The 14413-nt window shown below is 60.9% G+C and carries 16 protein-coding genes; 6 read left to right on the top strand and 10 right to left on the bottom strand.

Features of this window, described 5'->3' with window-relative positions:
* Positions 1–217: 217 nt before the first annotated feature.
* The 5 genes from CO667_RS09580 (at position 218) to CO667_RS09560 (ending at position 4726) form a co-directional block, all read left to right on the top strand.
* Positions 218–1204: an ABC transporter ATP-binding protein gene (locus CO667_RS09580; protein WP_097618160.1), complete on the top strand. Its 987-nt coding sequence runs from the start codon at positions 218–220 to the stop codon at positions 1202–1204.
* The gene (locus CO667_RS09575) at positions 1201–2163 is read left to right on the top strand and encodes an ABC transporter permease (protein ID WP_097618159.1); all 963 of its coding nucleotides are present in this window, start codon (positions 1201–1203) and stop codon (positions 2161–2163) included. The genes CO667_RS09580 and CO667_RS09575 overlap by 4 nt, the downstream gene beginning before the upstream one ends.
* The gene (locus tag CO667_RS09570; RefSeq protein WP_097618158.1) at positions 2153–2965 is read left to right on the top strand and encodes an ABC transporter permease; all 813 of its coding nucleotides are present in this window, start codon (positions 2153–2155) and stop codon (positions 2963–2965) included. Before CO667_RS09575 ends, CO667_RS09570 begins: the two co-directional genes overlap by 11 nt.
* A gap of 13 nt (positions 2966–2978) precedes the next feature.
* The gene (locus CO667_RS09565) at positions 2979–4406 is read left to right on the top strand and encodes a gamma-aminobutyraldehyde dehydrogenase (RefSeq protein WP_097618157.1); all 1428 of its coding nucleotides are present in this window, start codon (positions 2979–2981) and stop codon (positions 4404–4406) included.
* Between the two features lie 146 nt (positions 4407–4552).
* Complete coding sequence (locus CO667_RS09560) at positions 4553–4726, top strand: DUF1328 domain-containing protein (protein WP_097618156.1); 174 nt, start codon at positions 4553–4555, stop codon at positions 4724–4726.
* Between the two features lie 62 nt (positions 4727–4788).
* Here CO667_RS09560 and CO667_RS09555 read toward each other — a convergent pair whose 3' ends face one another.
* The 8 genes from CO667_RS09555 to tal form a co-directional block, all read right to left on the bottom strand.
* On the bottom strand, positions 4789–5448 hold the full coding sequence (locus CO667_RS09555) for a DUF3313 domain-containing protein (protein ID WP_179874105.1): 660 nt from the start codon (positions 5446–5448) through the stop codon (positions 4789–4791).
* Positions 5449–5612: 164 nt separating this feature from the next.
* A complete protein-coding gene (locus tag CO667_RS09550; RefSeq protein WP_097618155.1) occupies positions 5613–6941 on the bottom strand; it encodes a HAMP domain-containing sensor histidine kinase in 1329 nt (442 codons plus the stop codon).
* Complete coding sequence (locus CO667_RS09545) at positions 6938–7678, bottom strand: response regulator transcription factor (RefSeq protein ID WP_097618154.1); 741 nt, start codon at positions 7676–7678, stop codon at positions 6938–6940. Before CO667_RS09545 ends, CO667_RS09550 begins: the two co-directional genes overlap by 4 nt.
* A gap of 200 nt (positions 7679–7878) precedes the next feature.
* Positions 7879–8157, bottom strand: coding sequence for a hypothetical protein (locus CO667_RS36345; protein WP_097618153.1), 279 nt, complete (start codon positions 8155–8157; stop codon positions 7879–7881).
* A 173-nt stretch (positions 8158–8330) separates the two neighbouring features.
* Complete coding sequence (locus CO667_RS35785) at positions 8331–8822, bottom strand: hypothetical protein (protein WP_097618152.1); 492 nt, start codon at positions 8820–8822, stop codon at positions 8331–8333.
* A 136-nt stretch (positions 8823–8958) separates the two neighbouring features.
* A complete protein-coding gene (locus CO667_RS09530; protein ID WP_097618333.1) occupies positions 8959–9408 on the bottom strand; it encodes a DoxX family protein in 450 nt (149 codons plus the stop codon).
* A gap of 52 nt (positions 9409–9460) precedes the next feature.
* On the bottom strand, positions 9461–10129 hold the full coding sequence (locus CO667_RS09525; protein WP_097618151.1) for a DUF1345 domain-containing protein: 669 nt from the start codon (positions 10127–10129) through the stop codon (positions 9461–9463).
* A 364-nt stretch (positions 10130–10493) separates the two neighbouring features.
* Positions 10494–11459: a transaldolase gene (tal, locus tag CO667_RS09510; RefSeq protein ID WP_097618150.1), complete on the bottom strand. Its 966-nt coding sequence runs from the start codon at positions 11457–11459 to the stop codon at positions 10494–10496.
* 420 nt (positions 11460–11879) lie between these two features.
* Between tal and CO667_RS09505 the strand changes: the two genes are divergently transcribed.
* A complete protein-coding gene (locus CO667_RS09505; RefSeq protein ID WP_097618149.1) occupies positions 11880–12905 on the top strand; it encodes a sugar-binding transcriptional regulator in 1026 nt (341 codons plus the stop codon).
* A 48-nt stretch (positions 12906–12953) separates the two neighbouring features.
* Here the strand turns inward: CO667_RS09505 and CO667_RS09500 are convergent, their stop codons facing one another.
* The gene (locus CO667_RS09500) at positions 12954–13826 is read right to left on the bottom strand and encodes a bifunctional helix-turn-helix domain-containing protein/methylated-DNA--[protein]-cysteine S-methyltransferase (protein WP_097618148.1); all 873 of its coding nucleotides are present in this window, start codon (positions 13824–13826) and stop codon (positions 12954–12956) included.
* 79 nt (positions 13827–13905) lie between these two features.
* Positions 13906–14403 carry a DUF2244 domain-containing protein gene (locus tag CO667_RS09495; protein WP_097618147.1) on the bottom strand — a complete coding sequence of 166 codons (498 nt, stop codon included), beginning with the start codon at positions 14401–14403 and terminating at the stop codon, positions 13906–13908.
* Positions 14404–14413: the final 10 nt, after the last annotated feature.

Raw genomic sequence — 14413 nt, 5'->3', positions numbered from 1 at the left:
ACCGGGCCGGCCCGCGGGGGTAAAGTCCCCTCCCCAACCCCTCCCCACAAGCGGGAGGGGCTGCGAGTGGCACCGCCCAATCCTGCCGAAACACCAAGGTATTTGCGAAAGGGTACGGCAGGTTAAGCCCCTCCCCCTTGTGGGGAGGGGTTTGGGGCGGGGTCTTCAATAACCAAGACCGAGCCCTCTCTAAACATGCAAGATCTGGAGCCCTCAAATGACGTCAGCCGTCCGTTTCCAGCAGGTATCGCGCCATTTCGGCCAGGTTCGCGCCGTCGACGGCGTCGATCTCGAAATCGCGCCGGGCGAATTCTTCGCCATGCTCGGACCCTCCGGCTCCGGCAAGACGACGTGCCTCCGATTGATCGCCGGCTTTGAGCAGCCGACATCGGGACATATCCAGATCTTCGGCGAGACGGCAGACGGCGTTCCCCCCTATCGCCGCAACGTCAACACCGTGTTCCAGGACTACGCGCTCTTCCCGCATCTCAACATTCTCGACAACGTCGCCTATGGGCTGATGGTCAAGGGCGTCGGCAAGGCGGAGCGGATGAAGGCTGCCGGCGATGCCCTCGAGCTCGTCAAGCTGCCGGGCTACGGCGCCCGCCGCCCCGGCCAGCTGTCCGGCGGCCAGCGCCAGCGCGTGGCGCTTGCCCGCGCGCTGGTCAACAAACCGAAGGTGCTGCTGCTCGACGAGCCGCTCGGCGCGCTCGACCTGAAACTGCGCGAACAGATGCAGGAGGAATTGAAGAGCCTGCAGCGCGCCCTCGGCATCACCTTCGTCTTCGTCACCCACGATCAGGGCGAGGCGCTGTCCATGGCCGATCGCGTCGCCGTCTTCAACGACGGCAACATCGTCCAGCAAGGCACCCCCCAGGATATTTACCGCTGCCCGAAGACCCGCTTCGTCGCCGATTTCGTCGGCTCCTCCAACGTCATCGCCCCTGATCTGATGGCCTTGCTCGGCGGCGAGAAACGCTGGGCAAGCCTGCGTCCCGAGGCGATCCGGCTGGCAAGCGACGGCATCGAGGCGAAAGTCGAAAATGCAAGCTTCCTCGGCGCAGCCACCCGTCTCAGCGTCGACCTCAAGGGCAGCCGGCTGCATGTCATGCTGCCGGCAGGCGCGCCTGTGCCGGATGTCGGCGCCGGCATCCGTCTCGCCTGGCAGCCGGCCGATATCCACTACATGGACGATGCAGCATGACGACGCTCACCATGTCAGGCGGCAAGACATCGATCCTTCCGGGACGCGGCGGCTTCTTCGGCCAATTGTCGGATGCCTTCTGGCGGCGTCCGAAGCTCTTACTTTTCCTGATGCTGACGCCGCCGCTGCTCTGGCTGGGGATCATCTATATCGGCTCGCTGATCGCCCTGCTTCTGCAGAGCTTCTTTTCGATCGACGATTTTTCCGGGCTGGTGAATTACGAATTCACCCTCTCGACCTATGCCCAGCTTCTCAGCCCGACGAATTTCGACATCATCATCCGCACCGTCGTCATGGCCGCGCTTGTCACCGTCGCTTCCGCCCTGATCGCTTTCCCGATCGCCTATTACGCGGCGCGTTATGCGCAGGGCAAATGGAAGGCGCTCTTCTATCTCGGCGTCATGCTGCCGCTCTGGTCGAGCTATCTCGTCAAGATCTATGCCTGGAAGCTGATCCTCGCCAAAGAAGGCATCCTCACCTGGATCTTCGAAAAGCTCCATCTCTCCTGGCTGCTCGACGGTATCCTGAATCTGCCCGTCATCGGCGGCAACTCGCTGTCGGTCAGCTATCTCGGCACCTTCATCGTCTTCGTCTATATCTGGCTCCCCTATATGATCCTGCCGACGCAGGCAGCCCTCGAGCGCGTGCCCGGCAACCTGATCGAGGCCTCCGCCGATCTCGGCGCCACCCCGCGCCAGACCTTCCGCACCGTGCTGCTGCCCTTGGCACTCCCCGGCATCGTCGCCGGTTCGATCTTCACCTTCTCGCTGACATTGGGCGATTACATCATCCCGCAGATCATCGGCTCGTCCAGGCTGTTCATCGGCCAGGCGGTCTATGCCCAGCAGGGAACGGCCGGCAACGTGCCGCTGGCGGCCGCCTTCTCGGTCGTGCCGATCGTCATCATGGCGCTCTATCTCTCGCTCGCCAAGAAGCTGGGGGCTTTCGATGCGCTCTGATCTCAAGACCTCGCCGCTGCCTTTGAAGATCGCCGCTGCCGTCGGGCTGCTCTTCCTGCACCTGCCGATCCTGCTGATCTTCGTCTATGCCTTCACCACCGAGGAAAAGAGTTATCAATGGCCGCCGCCCGGTCTGACGCTGCAATGGTTCACTGTAGCGTGGAACCGGTCGGATGTCTGGTCGGCGCTCGGGCTTTCCGTGCAGGTCGCCGTCATCGCCACCGCGATCGCGCTGATCCTCGGCACGCTCTGTGCGGCAGCCGTCAGCCAGACGAAGTTCTTCGGCCGCGAGGCGATCTCGCTGCTGGTCATCCTGCCGATCGCCCTTCCCGGCATCATCACCGGCATTGCGCTGCGCTCCGCCTTCAGCCTGTTCGACATCCCGTTTTCAGTCTGGACCATCGTGCTCGGCCACGCCACCTTTTGCGTGGTCGTCGTCTACAACAATGCCGTCGCCCGCTTCCGCCGCACCTCCGGCTCGCTGATCGAGGCGTCGATGGATCTCGGCGCCGACGGCTTCCAGACTTTCCGCCACGTCATCCTGCCGAATATCGGCACCGCCCTTCTTGCCGGCGGCATGCTTGCCTTCGCGCTGTCCTTCGACGAGGTCATCGTCACCACCTTCACCGGCGGCCAGCAATCGACCTTGCCGATCTGGATGCTCGAAGAACTCATCCGCCCGCGCCAGCGCCCCGTCACCAATGTGGTCGCCATGGTCGTGGTGCTCGTCACCTTCCTGCCGATCCTGGCAGCCTACTACCTCACCCGCGACGGCGACCAGATCGCCGGCGCCGGCAAATAACAGGGAGAACATCATGGATATCCAAATGCTGATCGGGTCCCGCTTCGAAAAAGGCACGGAGACGGAAGAACACATCCTGAACCCGAAGACCGGCGAGACGGTGATCGACCTTCCCGAGGCTTCGCTTTCCCAAATCGACGCCGCCGTCGATGCCGCCGAAAAAGCCTTCGCAAGCTGGTCGCAGACGACGCCGGGCGAGCGTTCCGGCTACCTCTTGAAGATCGCCGACGCGATCGAGAAGGATGCCGCGGGCTTCGCGACGCTGGAGGCTTTGAATTGCGGCAAGCCGATCAATTCCGTGCTGAACGACGAAATCCCGGCGATCGTCGATTGTTATCGCTTCTTCGCCGGCGCGGTGCGCAACCTGCACGGCCCGGCCGCCGGCGAATACCTGCCCGGCCACACCTCGATGATCCGCCGCGATCCGATCGGCATCGTCGGCTCGATCGCGCCGTGGAACTATCCGCTGATGATGATGGCCTGGAAGCTGGCGCCGGCGATCGCCGGCGGCAACACCGTCGTCTTCAAGCCTTCGGAGCAGACGCCGCTGACGGCGCTGAAAATGGCGAAATTGCTCTCGGAAATCCTTCCCGAAGGCGTCGTCAATGTCATCCTCGGCCGCGGCGAAAGCGTCGGCAACGCGCTGATCAATCATGCCAAGATCGGCATGATCTCGATCACCGGCGATGTCGCCACCGGCAAGAAGGTGCTGCAGGCCGCCGCCAAGACGGTCAAGCGCACCCATCTCGAACTCGGCGGCAAGGCCCCGGTCATCGTCTTCGACGATGCCGATATCGATGCCGTCGTGTCCGGCATCCGCACCTTCGGCTATTACAATGCCGGCCAGGATTGCACCGCCGCCTGCCGGATCTATGCCGATGCCAAGGTCTACGACAATTTCGTCGCCGACCTCTCCTCAGCCGTCGCGAGCATCCGCTTCAACCAGGCCGACGATACCGAAAACGAAATCGGCCCGCTGATCTCCAGGCGCCAGCGCGACCGCGTCGAAAGCTTCGTCGCCCGTGCCTCCGAACACAAGCATATGGAGATCACCACCGGCGGCAAGGTCTCCGGCGACAAGGGTTTCTTCTTCGCCCCGACCGTCATAGCAGGCGCCCTGCAGGACGACGAGATCGTCCGCCGCGAGGTCTTCGGCCCGGTCGTCTCGGTCACCCGCTTTTCCCAGGCCGATGATGCCATCGCCTGGGCAAACGACAGCGACTACGGCCTGGCCTCCTCCGTCTGGACCAAGGATATCGGCCGCGGCATGAAGACCGCCGCCCGCCTGCAATATGGCTGCACCTGGATCAACACGCATTTCATGCTGGCCAACGAGATGCCGCATGGCGGCCTCAAACAGTCGGGCTACGGCAAGGACATGTCGGTCTACGCGCTGGAGGACTACACCGCCGTGCGCCACGTGATGATCAATCACGGCTGAGCGGGGGAAGGCAGGGAGACGAAATTCGACGCAACCCCCATCAGCAGCACTGGGAGGGGCGGGCGGAGATCAGTGCTTCCATTCCATCGATCTGGAACATTTTCCCGGTTACCGCGTCTTCCCAGGCAAAAGCAAAGGATGACGCCATGCTGAAATGGGCTCTGATATTTTTCGTGATTTCGATCATCGCCGGCTTCTTCGGCTTCTCCGGCGTTTCCGCGACCACCGCGACCATTGCCCGCGTTCTCTTCGGCATCGCGCTGGTGATCTTCCTGATCTTCCTTGTCCTTGCGCTGTTGGCCGGCCAGGCGATCTTGTGAGCGGAAACGGAGCGGCGGTGAGCGTGGACGTAGAACATGTCCACGCTCTTTGACTCCGCCGGCTATTTCAACTCCGCAAGGAGCGCATCGGCGCCTTTCCGGACGCCGACCATCGAGGCATCCATCGCCGTGAAGCTTGCACCGATATTCATCGCATTCGGATATTGCTTGGTGACATAGGAAGACAGGAGACGATTGCTCGCAGCATCATAGATTTCCACGGCAGAATTCACCGAGCCGGTCATCGAACCTTCGCGGCCCCGCGCCGCCTGGACGGTGTTGTACAATCCGCCGGCAACGTCGATGCGCGTGACCGTTCCGAGCACCGCCGTCGTCGACTTCGCGCCCGTCAGCGTCAGATGCAGTCTCAGCGTTGCCGGAGCAGGGGTGCTGACGACGGCAAAGCGCGTCTTCAATTGTTCCGCGAATTGCTCCTGCATGTAATTGGCGAGGAAGATCCTGTCCTTTTCGGAGACCTTGCCGAACTGATTGTCAGGGCCGCGATAGACGGTGACCGGATCGACGATGATCCTGTTGTACTGGCTCCAGTTGACATTCGTCCGATAGCGATACGGCACGCGGCCGGTTTTGTCCTCGGTGTTCGGTTGAAGCTGTGATGCCGAAGCAAGCCCGGCATACACCGTGGGGTCAGGGGTCGTGCATGAGGCAAGGCTCAAGCAGGCGAGCATCGGTGCGGCGCCGATTTTCAAATTTTTGATCAATGACTTGGCTCCAGCTTTGGAAATGCCGAACGGCATCTGCTGGCACCGGTTTTATGCAATTCGAATGTTGCTGTGTTTGTCATGATATGCGGAAATGTTCGCAAGCCGTCTTTGCGGCGAAGCAGCGCAGCGTGACGTGTGATCGCGCCTCGTCCGGCCGGCAGTCAATGAGGGACGGGAAGATCGATCACCACGACCAGGCCGCGTGGGTTCCCGTCCACCAATGTCAATTGTCCATTATGCGCTTTGGTGATGATCCCTTGGGCGATCGGAAGACCAAGCCCGAGCCCCGAACCGCCTTTGGCGCCGATCTGTCGCGATTTGTCGGCTTTGAAGAATGGGTCCAAAACCTTCGCCTTGAGCTCATCCGTCAAGCCGGGACCATTGTCCCTCACCTCTATCCTGATCCCGCCATCCTCACGGCATTGCAAATCGATGTCGACTTGCGTTGCGTAGCGGGACGCGTTTTCGACCAGATTGGTAATCGCGCGGGTCAGCGCCTGAGGTTTGCAGACAAACGCCAGTCGCCGCGGACCGGTGAACCGCACATCGACGCCGGTGTCGGAGAAATCGGTCGCAATCGTCTGCAGCAGGCTTGAGATATCGACCTTTCGATCGACCGCCCTCACCGATGGATCTTTGAAATAGGCCAGACACTCGTCGATCATGAAACTCAAGGTGGCGACATCGGCCAGCATCAGGCTGCGCAGTTCCGGCTCCGAGGAACGCTCGGCACGCATCCGCAATCTCGTCAGTGGTGTCCTGAGATCGTGACCAACGCCGCTCAGTATTCGTGTTCGATCCTCCGCCATGCTCTGGATGCGATCACTCATGACGTTGAGCGATTCCGCCAGGCTGCGGATTTCGGCTGCGCCATCCGGTTCGAAAGGTTTTTCCAGGCTGCCTTCCCTCGCGCGTTTGGCAGCGGCAGCAAAGCGCCTCAGCGGTTCGGTAATGAGCCGGCTGCTGAAATATGCGAGCAGCACCAACGGAATGACGATTTTCAAAAATCCGCTGGCAGCGGCCGGAACGAACCACAGATAGCTCGGAAAAACCGGCAGCTGAAAGCTGAGAGCACGCTTGTCGTCAATTCCGACAGTCAGCACATCGGGATGCGATTGACCCATGACGAAACGATGAAACGCCGTCAAAACATTGTCGGCGAGCATCGCGTCGATGCGCGCCACGAGGTCGCCGGGAGATAGGCGTTGTTCCCCTGCGCGAGCGCGATCCGGGGACGTCCTTTCGACCGCAACGCCGAGTGCCGCAGCTCTCTCGAGGACGGCGTTTTCGTCTTGCGCTGAACCTGCCTGGGCAAATTGCTCCGCAATCATCGCCGCTCTCGCAGCAAACAGGCCGTTTTGAAACCCGCGATCATGACGGCCGTAGATATAGGGCTCCATCGCGGTCGCCGCGACGGAAACCAGCACGACAAGAAAGGTCGCCAAGATGAGGATCTGGTTTTGGATCGAAGCGCGCCGAAAATTTCTCAAGTGAGACGCTCTACTTTGGATGCGAAAAGATAGCCGCCCAGCCGCACCGTTTTTATGAATGTCGGATCTTTGAGATTAGGCTCTATCTTTTGCCTGACCCGGCTGATGTGGGCGTCGATGCTGCGCTCCACCGGCCCGGCCGATCCGGCATGCGTCATCGACAGGAGCTGTTCGCGCGTCAGAACCTTGTTCGGATTGCAGCAGAACGCCAGGAGGATATCGAACTCCGCCGTTGTCATCGAAACCTGCGCTCCGTCCGCATCGAGGAGTTGACGGCTTTTGGGATCGATGCGCCATCCCGAGAAGGTCATGGGCCCAAGCGTTTCCTCATGATGGTGAGCATGTGACGATCTGCGGAGAATGCTCTTGATCCGAGCCAAGAGCTCGCGGGAGTTGAATGGTTTCGTGACATAGTCGTCAGCACCGAGCTCCAGGCCGAGAATGCGGTCGATATCCTCCTGGAGCGCCGTCAGCATCAGGATCGGCACCGAGCCCGAGGCACGAAGCCGCCTGCAGATGCTGAAGCCATCCTCCCCAGGCAACATCGCATCGAGGACGATGAGGTCGAATTGCTGCCGCGCCATCATCCGATCCATAGCCGCGCCGCTCTCCACCGACGAGGCCTCGAAGCCGCTGGTCCGGACAAGATCCACCAGCATGTCGGCGATCGCGGGATCGTCTTCGACGATGAGGATGTGAGCCTGATTGGGAACTGCCATTTCATATGCCATCGTCATTCGTTCTCTTGCCGGCAGATGTTCTTCGGCGCGAAATTATCACGTTCACTATGTCTACGTCAGAGATCTCCGAGCCGGACATCACACGATATCAGTCGCCGCTGAGACGCGGGCTCCGCCTCCAGCATACCAAGCACCGTGCAAAGCTGTGTTCGATAATGTTGAGAAATGTTGCGGGATTTCCGACACCAAGTCCGGCGTCAAAACTGGCTTTCGAGATCGCCGCTGACTTCCACCTTGTCACCTTGGATTGCGCTATCGATGATGACGGTGACGATGAAACACATCCGAATGACCAGCAGGCAAAAGAACATCAAAGAGACGGCCGCCATCGTATAATGCTTCAACGCTGAGCGCTTCGGGAGCCGTGCGGTGAACTTATGGAGACCGCTTCTGGCGAGGCGACCGATCGCCACGAGCAGAAACAATGCCGTGATGATATATCCGCTTGCCGACGCAGCTCCCAGCAACTGAAACATGAGAAGACACCCACACCACGTAAAAAGCTCCGGTCTGGGAATGACGCCTTCGAGCCGGCGAAATCCGCTGGAAAGAACGAGGCGCAGCGTGGCCGGGCGGAGAGACTGGGCCGGATCATCGCGATCTGAATCGGGCGAAGGCCGGTCCGTCGGCGATGAGAATTCGGCCACGTCTAATCGGCCCTTTTTGCGCTTGATGTGGCGCGGCGGCTTAAAAGCAGAGATGTGGCGGCACGCCACCGGGATGCCTTCGCCGCGGCTGCAATCACCGTCTCGTTTGCAGCCGGGGGTCTTTGGGCTGCAACAATCCTGCCGGTCTTTGTCTCCCTGAGCGCCGCGATCCTTCTCAGAAAGGCATCGCTGTCGAATTCTTTCGAGGAGGGAACGGACTTTGCTGCCGGCTGGATGGCATGGAAAAACACCTCCAGATTGATGACCGGTATCGGCTTGATGTTTCGGACCATATCGATGTCCGACCGCATCGTTACAGCAAGGCAATATCGGTCCGAACGCAAAGCGTCGAAGAGCTCCGGTATGGAAGACACAGCCGTTGCGGCATATCCGTTCTCATTCAACTGCGAGACGATCCCGCAGGCAGCATCTTTGCCGAGAAAGACGAGAATGGGTTTTTGCTGATTGCTTTGCGCTGATGACATCACTGGCACACTCCTGACCTGTCGCCAAAAGTGTAGCCCGCATCGACGCTGCTGTTTGTTCGGTTTTATTCGGTTTTATTGTGCCGGCGGGCGCTCGCGAAATTCATCACGTTCAGCCCCGAGGGCCTTGGGATTTCGGCGGACTTCACGACAAAGCCGCCCTGAGCCAGGGATGCATTCTGTGTGTTCGCTTTCTCAGCAGCCTGTCGATCGATATCGATCCCGCACCTGAAGCCGAAAGCACGAACATGCCGCCGGCAATCGCCAGGTCTTTCTCGAAATGCAGCAGCTCGTTCTGGCTCGCAAAATTCGTATGGAAGAGCAAGGCGGTCGCCAGGCAGAAGAGCGCCAGTGCCAGTGCACCGAGCCGGGTGAGAAAGCCTGTCGCAAGGGAAAGGCCGGCGCCGATCTGAAGGGCGATGACGGCAACCGCCACCGGCGCCGACAGTCCCAGTTTTGCGAAAGTGTCGACCGTCGCGGTGATATCCGATGCGAGTACCGAGCCTTCGTGCAGGAAGATCAGCGATAAGAGCAGCCTGCCCAGGAGAAGAATGAGATCGGCCGGTCGGAGCCGGCTTGAGGCGCTGTCCATCATACCCTCCGGTTTGACGAGCAGGTGATTGGCCACCCGCTCCGGCAAGGCCGCATTATAGCAGGCTTGCCCCGACATTGATCGCCAGCGCCAGGATCGTCGTGTTGAACAGGAACGACAGCACGGCATGCAGCAGCGTCAGCTTGCGCATGCTGGTCGAACTGACCGCGACATCCGCCGTCTGCGCGGCAACGCCGATGGTGAAGGAGAAATAGAGGAAGTCCCAGTAGCCGGGCTCTTCGATCCCGTCGGGAAATTTGAGGCCGCCCTCCTCGTCCGCCCCGCCGTAGAAATAATGGGCATAGTGGATGGTGAAAAGCGTATGCAGGAAGATCCAGGAGATCAGGATCGTCAAAATCGCCGCACCTGCCCGTGCCAGCGCGACGTCGGGTGCCGCCTCCTTGATCGAATGAAGCTCGATGCCGATGCCGGCGATGCTGGCAAGCGCTGCTCCGATCGAAAGAGCCAGGAGGACGGTGTCGGAGAAATCGAGATCCGCGGAGCGTTTGCGGATGCTTTCGACCGTCGCCCGCAGCATCTTGCGCCAGCTGAGCGCGACAAAAACGCCGGCGCTGACATTCCAGCCGAACAGAATATTGCCGGCGCTGACCTCGCGCGAGGTTACGGCCAGGAAGACGGCCAGTCCGGCAAGAGCGGCGATGATGAAGCTCGCATGCTTATAGGCAAATGCCGCAAGCGAGTTTGCCCGTTCCTCATCCGCCATATCGGTCTCCGACAGCATATGCCCTTGATAACAGCATGAAAAAGGCGCGCCTGCCAGCCGGCAGCCGCGCCTTTAGAGCCTTTCCGGGTTAGATTGCAGCATTCTGCCGGAGCAGGTTTTCGTCAGGGCAAAGGCGATTGGCGAAGGGCATACCCCTTGGTACGTCCGAGCCGATCGCCTTTGATCCTGGTGGAAAGATGCCCGGCCCTTCGGGTTGGCTGAAACGGGCCGCCTGATCGACCGGCCGGCTTGGCCGTAGAACTGGGCTACGACGCGCGCCGGCCGGTCGACCATCCGACTCCGTTTGAGCCAACAGAATGCTGCAATCTAACCCGGAAAGGCTCTAATTGTATGCCGTGCCTTATCAGGCGGCGGCGAGCTGTAGTTCCTTCTGCACCATGCTGCGCAACGTTCCCAGATCCTTGGCGAAGGCGCGGATGCCTTCGGCGAGTTTTTCCGTCGCCATCGCGTCTTCGTTCATCAGCCAGCGGAAAGTCTTCTCGTCGACCGAGACCTTCGGATCCGGCTTGCGACTATCAGGCGAGAGCTTGCGCTCCAGCTTGCCCTCATCCTTGGCGAGCTCGTCGAGCAGGTTCGGGCTGATCGTCAGGCGGTCGCAGCCGGCAAGGGCTTCGATTTCGCCGGCGCTGCGGAAGGAGGCGCCCATGACGATCGTCTTGATGTCGTTCGCCTTGTAGTAGTTGTAGATTTCACGGACGGAGATGACGCCCGGATCTTCCTCGGCCGTGAAGTCCTTGCCGGTCGATTTCTTGTACCAGTCGAGGATGCGGCCGACGAAGGGCGAGATCAGGAACACCTTGGCGTCGGCGCAGGCGATCGCCTGGGCCTTGCTGAAAAGAAGCGTCAGGTTGCAGTCGATGCCTTCCTTCTGCAGCACTTCCGCTGCGCGGATGCCTTCCCAAGTGGAGGCGAGTTTGATGAGGATGCGGTCCTGATCGATGCCGCGATCCTTGTAGGCGGCGATGATCGCGCGCGCCTTGGCAAGCGAAGCCTCGGTATCGAAGGAAAGATCGGCATCGACTTCGGTCGAGACGCGGCCCGGGACAAGCTTCACCAGGGCGGCGCCGACTGATATGGCGAGGCGATCGGCAACAGCGGATGAAACGGCTTCGGGATTGCCGCCCTGTTTCTTGCCCCAGGCGACGGCTTCCTTGATGGCGTCGGCAAACATCGGCGTGCCGAGCGCCTTCAGCACGATGCTCGGGTTGGTCGTGCAATCCACCGGCTTCAGCCGGGCAACGGCCTCGATGTCGCCGGTATCGGCGACGACGGTGGTAATCTCGCGAAGTTGGTCAAGCTTGGATGTCATGGTTAATAATCCTTGTTGAACTTGGGCTGCGACCGGCGCGCGTTCCGCCCGGCAAAGGTGATCTACCGACAGGTTGTTTGCAAGCTGCAGGCGAAAATGCGCGCATCCGTCACGGATGATTCACAAACGTAAAGGACAGTCGCCATGTTCCGTCCGTCAACGAATGGCGGCTCGGACGCAAGCGATGCCGCCTGCGGCTGGAAGGCCGGTCGTGACTTTCGGCATGCCCGCACTATGTCCTCCTCGACGGACAAGAACGACTTGTGTCGTCAGGACTATCGCCATTCGCCCAGGGAAAAGTCAAGGACATTTGTGCATTTCAATTGACATAAGTGTCACACCCGTCATTATCCCTCCAACAAAACGACGTTACGCCTTTCATCCCAAGGGGGATCTGGGGTGAATTCGTGCGGAGGCAATGTGGTCAAGCTCAAACGCGGCACACACACGGCTTATTCCGAGGCATCCTCGCTGCGGCTCAGGGCGGCATGGCTCTATTATAACGAGGGCCTGACCCAGAAAGACGTCGCCGAACAGCTCGGCATCAGCCGCACCACCGTCATCCGCCTGCTCGACGAGGCGATGAAGCGCAGCGAAGTCCAGATCTGGATCAACGATTCGATCGGCGACTGCGTTGAACTTTCGGTGAAGCTGGAGCGCGCCTACGGCCTCGACGAGGCGATCGTCGTGCCCGCGCCGGTCAATAGCGACGTCAATGCGCTGGCGAAAAATGTCGGCCTGGCCCTGGGCCAGTTCCTCTCCGAAGCCATCCCCGACGACTACACCATCGGCGTCGGCTGGGGCCGCACCATGACCGCCTCGCTGTCGAGCTTCCGGCCGCCGCGCCGCGCCAATTGCAAGGTCGTCTCGCTCTTGGGCGGCATCGTCGCCGTGCACCAGACCAACCCGATCGATTACACATGGCGGCTGGCAAATCAGCTCGGCGCCGAATGTTACATGTTCCTGGCGCCGCTTCTCGTCGACTCCATCGAAACCAAACGCAATCTGATCGAGAAATGCGGGCTGGACACGATTTATCGTCTGGCCGAGAACCTCGATCTGGCGATCGTCAGCTGCGGCGATATCGGCCCGCATTCGACCTCGCTGTCGGAGGGCTGGATCTCCAAGGCCGAGCTGCAGGAACTGATCGATGCCGGCTGCGTCTGCGACACCATGTTCAACTTCCTCGACAAGGACGGCAATTCGGTCGACCACTCGATCAATCGTCGAGTCATGTCCGTCGATCTAGACACGCTGAAGGAGGCCAAACATATCGTGCTCTCCTCCGGCGGCGCCCACCGGGCCGTGGCGATCCGCGCCACGATCAAGCGCATCGGCTGCAACACGCTGATCACCGATGAAAGTGCCGCACGGGCGCTGCTCGAACTGGCGGAGACGTTGCCGCCCGTCTCTACGCCCCAGCGGGAAGAAGCGTCAGAGCGATAGCGAACGACGCAAGTAGAAAACGACGGCCGCTGCCCCCGGGAAACCCTATCAGGCGTGCGCCGATTCCCAGCCGAGCATCGCCCGTTTGCGGGTAAGGCCCCAATGGTAGCCCGTCAGTGCGCCGTTCTTGCCGAGCGCCCGATGGCAGGGCACCACGAACGAAATCGGGTTTGCCCCGACCGCCGCTCCGACGGCGCGCTGCGCCGTCGGGCGGCCGATATCGTTGGCGATATCGGAATAGGTGACGGCCTTGCCGAACGGGATCTTCAGCAGGCTCTGCCAGACGCGCACCTGGAAATCGGTGCCGATCAGCACGACGCGCAGCGGCTGCTCGGACGACCATCTGCCGGGCTCGAAGATGCGGGCGGCATAGGGCACCGTCGCCTGCAGGTCTTCGACATAAGAGGCGTTCGGCCAGCGGCAGGTCATATCCTCGAGGCAGGCCCTCTCGTCGCCGGAATCGCTGAAGGCGAGGCCGGCAAGACCGCGGTCGGTCACCATAATCAGCGCCATGCCGAAAGGGCAGATGTGGAAACCGTAGCGGATGGTGAGACCGCCGCCCTTGGCCTTCCATTCGCCGGGCGACATTGCCTCATGCGTGACGAAAAGGTCGTGCAGCCGGCTCGGCCCGGAGAGACCGACCTCGATCGACGTCTCGAGCAACGGCATGTCTTCGCTACGCAGCAGCCGCTTGGCGTGGTCGAGCGTCACCGCCTGCAGAAAACCCTTGGGCGACAGGCCGGCCCAGCGGGTGAAGGTCTTCTGCAGTTGCGTCGGCGACTGGTTGAGCCGCGCGGCGATCGCCTCCAGCGAAGGCTGGTCGCGGTAGTCCTCGGTGATGAGTTCGATGACCCGACGGACGATATCATAATCAGGGCCGTCAGGCGTGATGTCTGTCTGCAGGTTCGCAATCATATCCATGGTCTTTCTCCTTGTCACAAGGAGATAATCAATAGGGGGTGAGCAAACCACCCGATTCTTGCACATCCGCCAGATAGGCTCAGATCCGCTGCTTGACCGTCGCGAGCGCCCCCTTGAAGGCCTTGGCGAAGCTTTCGCGATCGTCGGGATTAAGGAAGGAGCCGATATCCGTACGCCGGCCCTCGCCGAAAATATGCATGGAGAGGATGCCGATCTCCTGGTGGCGACGAACGCGGAAGCGCGCCCAGAACGGATTGAAATGATGCTCCACCATCCGCCCCGACGGCGCAAACTTGCGCACCGAAACATCCGTGCGCGACACCGTGACCTCCTCGCGTGCCCTTCCGGAGCGGTAGCTCAACCAGAAGGCGCCATAGAGAAGCACGAAGTCCAGACCGAAGAAGAAGCCGATCGGCCAGGCGCCGGTGGCGACGAAGAACATGCCGTAGAGCAAGCAGACGGCACCCGACGAGCCAAGCAGCACCTTGAAGCCCCGACGGCCGAGTGACCGGTGGGGAAAGAGTTCGGCGGCGAAAACAGGCTGCTCGTTGGAGCTGTGGGCGTTGCTTTCCATCATAGCCGGTGAG

It is taken from the genome of Rhizobium sp. L43, assembly GCF_002531725.1.
Classification (GTDB): Bacteria; Pseudomonadota; Alphaproteobacteria; order Rhizobiales; family Rhizobiaceae; genus Rhizobium.
This window is presented reverse-complemented; position numbering and strand designations above follow the sequence as displayed.

Excerpts from the sequence above, each read along its gene's own strand:
- CO667_RS09580 (WP_097618160.1), top strand. The coding sequence starts at position 218 with ATGACGTCAGCCGTCCGTTTCCAGCAGGTATCGCGCCATTTCGGCCAG.
- CO667_RS09575 (WP_097618159.1), top strand. The coding sequence starts at position 1,201 with ATGACGACGCTCACCATGTCAGGCGGCAAGACATCGATCCTTCCGGGA.
- CO667_RS09570 (WP_097618158.1), top strand. The coding sequence starts at position 2,153 with ATGCGCTCTGATCTCAAGACCTCGCCGCTGCCTTTGAAGATCGCCGCT.
- CO667_RS09565 (WP_097618157.1), top strand. The coding sequence starts at position 2,979 with ATGGATATCCAAATGCTGATCGGGTCCCGCTTCGAAAAAGGCACGGAG.
- CO667_RS09560 (WP_097618156.1), top strand. The coding sequence starts at position 4,553 with ATGCTGAAATGGGCTCTGATATTTTTCGTGATTTCGATCATCGCCGGC.
- CO667_RS09545 (WP_097618154.1), bottom strand. The coding sequence starts at position 7,678 with ATGACGATGGCATATGAAATGGCAGTTCCCAATCAGGCTCACATCCTC.
- CO667_RS36345 (WP_097618153.1), bottom strand. The coding sequence starts at position 8,157 with ATGTTTCAGTTGCTGGGAGCTGCGTCGGCAAGCGGATATATCATCACG.
- CO667_RS09530 (WP_097618333.1), bottom strand. The coding sequence starts at position 9,408 with ATGATGGACAGCGCCTCAAGCCGGCTCCGACCGGCCGATCTCATTCTT.
- CO667_RS09525 (WP_097618151.1), bottom strand. The coding sequence starts at position 10,129 with ATGGCGGATGAGGAACGGGCAAACTCGCTTGCGGCATTTGCCTATAAG.
- tal (WP_097618150.1), bottom strand. The coding sequence starts at position 11,459 with ATGACATCCAAGCTTGACCAACTTCGCGAGATTACCACCGTCGTCGCC.
- CO667_RS09500 (WP_097618148.1), bottom strand. The coding sequence starts at position 13,826 with ATGGATATGATTGCGAACCTGCAGACAGACATCACGCCTGACGGCCCT.
- CO667_RS09495 (WP_097618147.1), bottom strand. The coding sequence starts at position 14,403 with ATGATGGAAAGCAACGCCCACAGCTCCAACGAGCAGCCTGTTTTCGCC.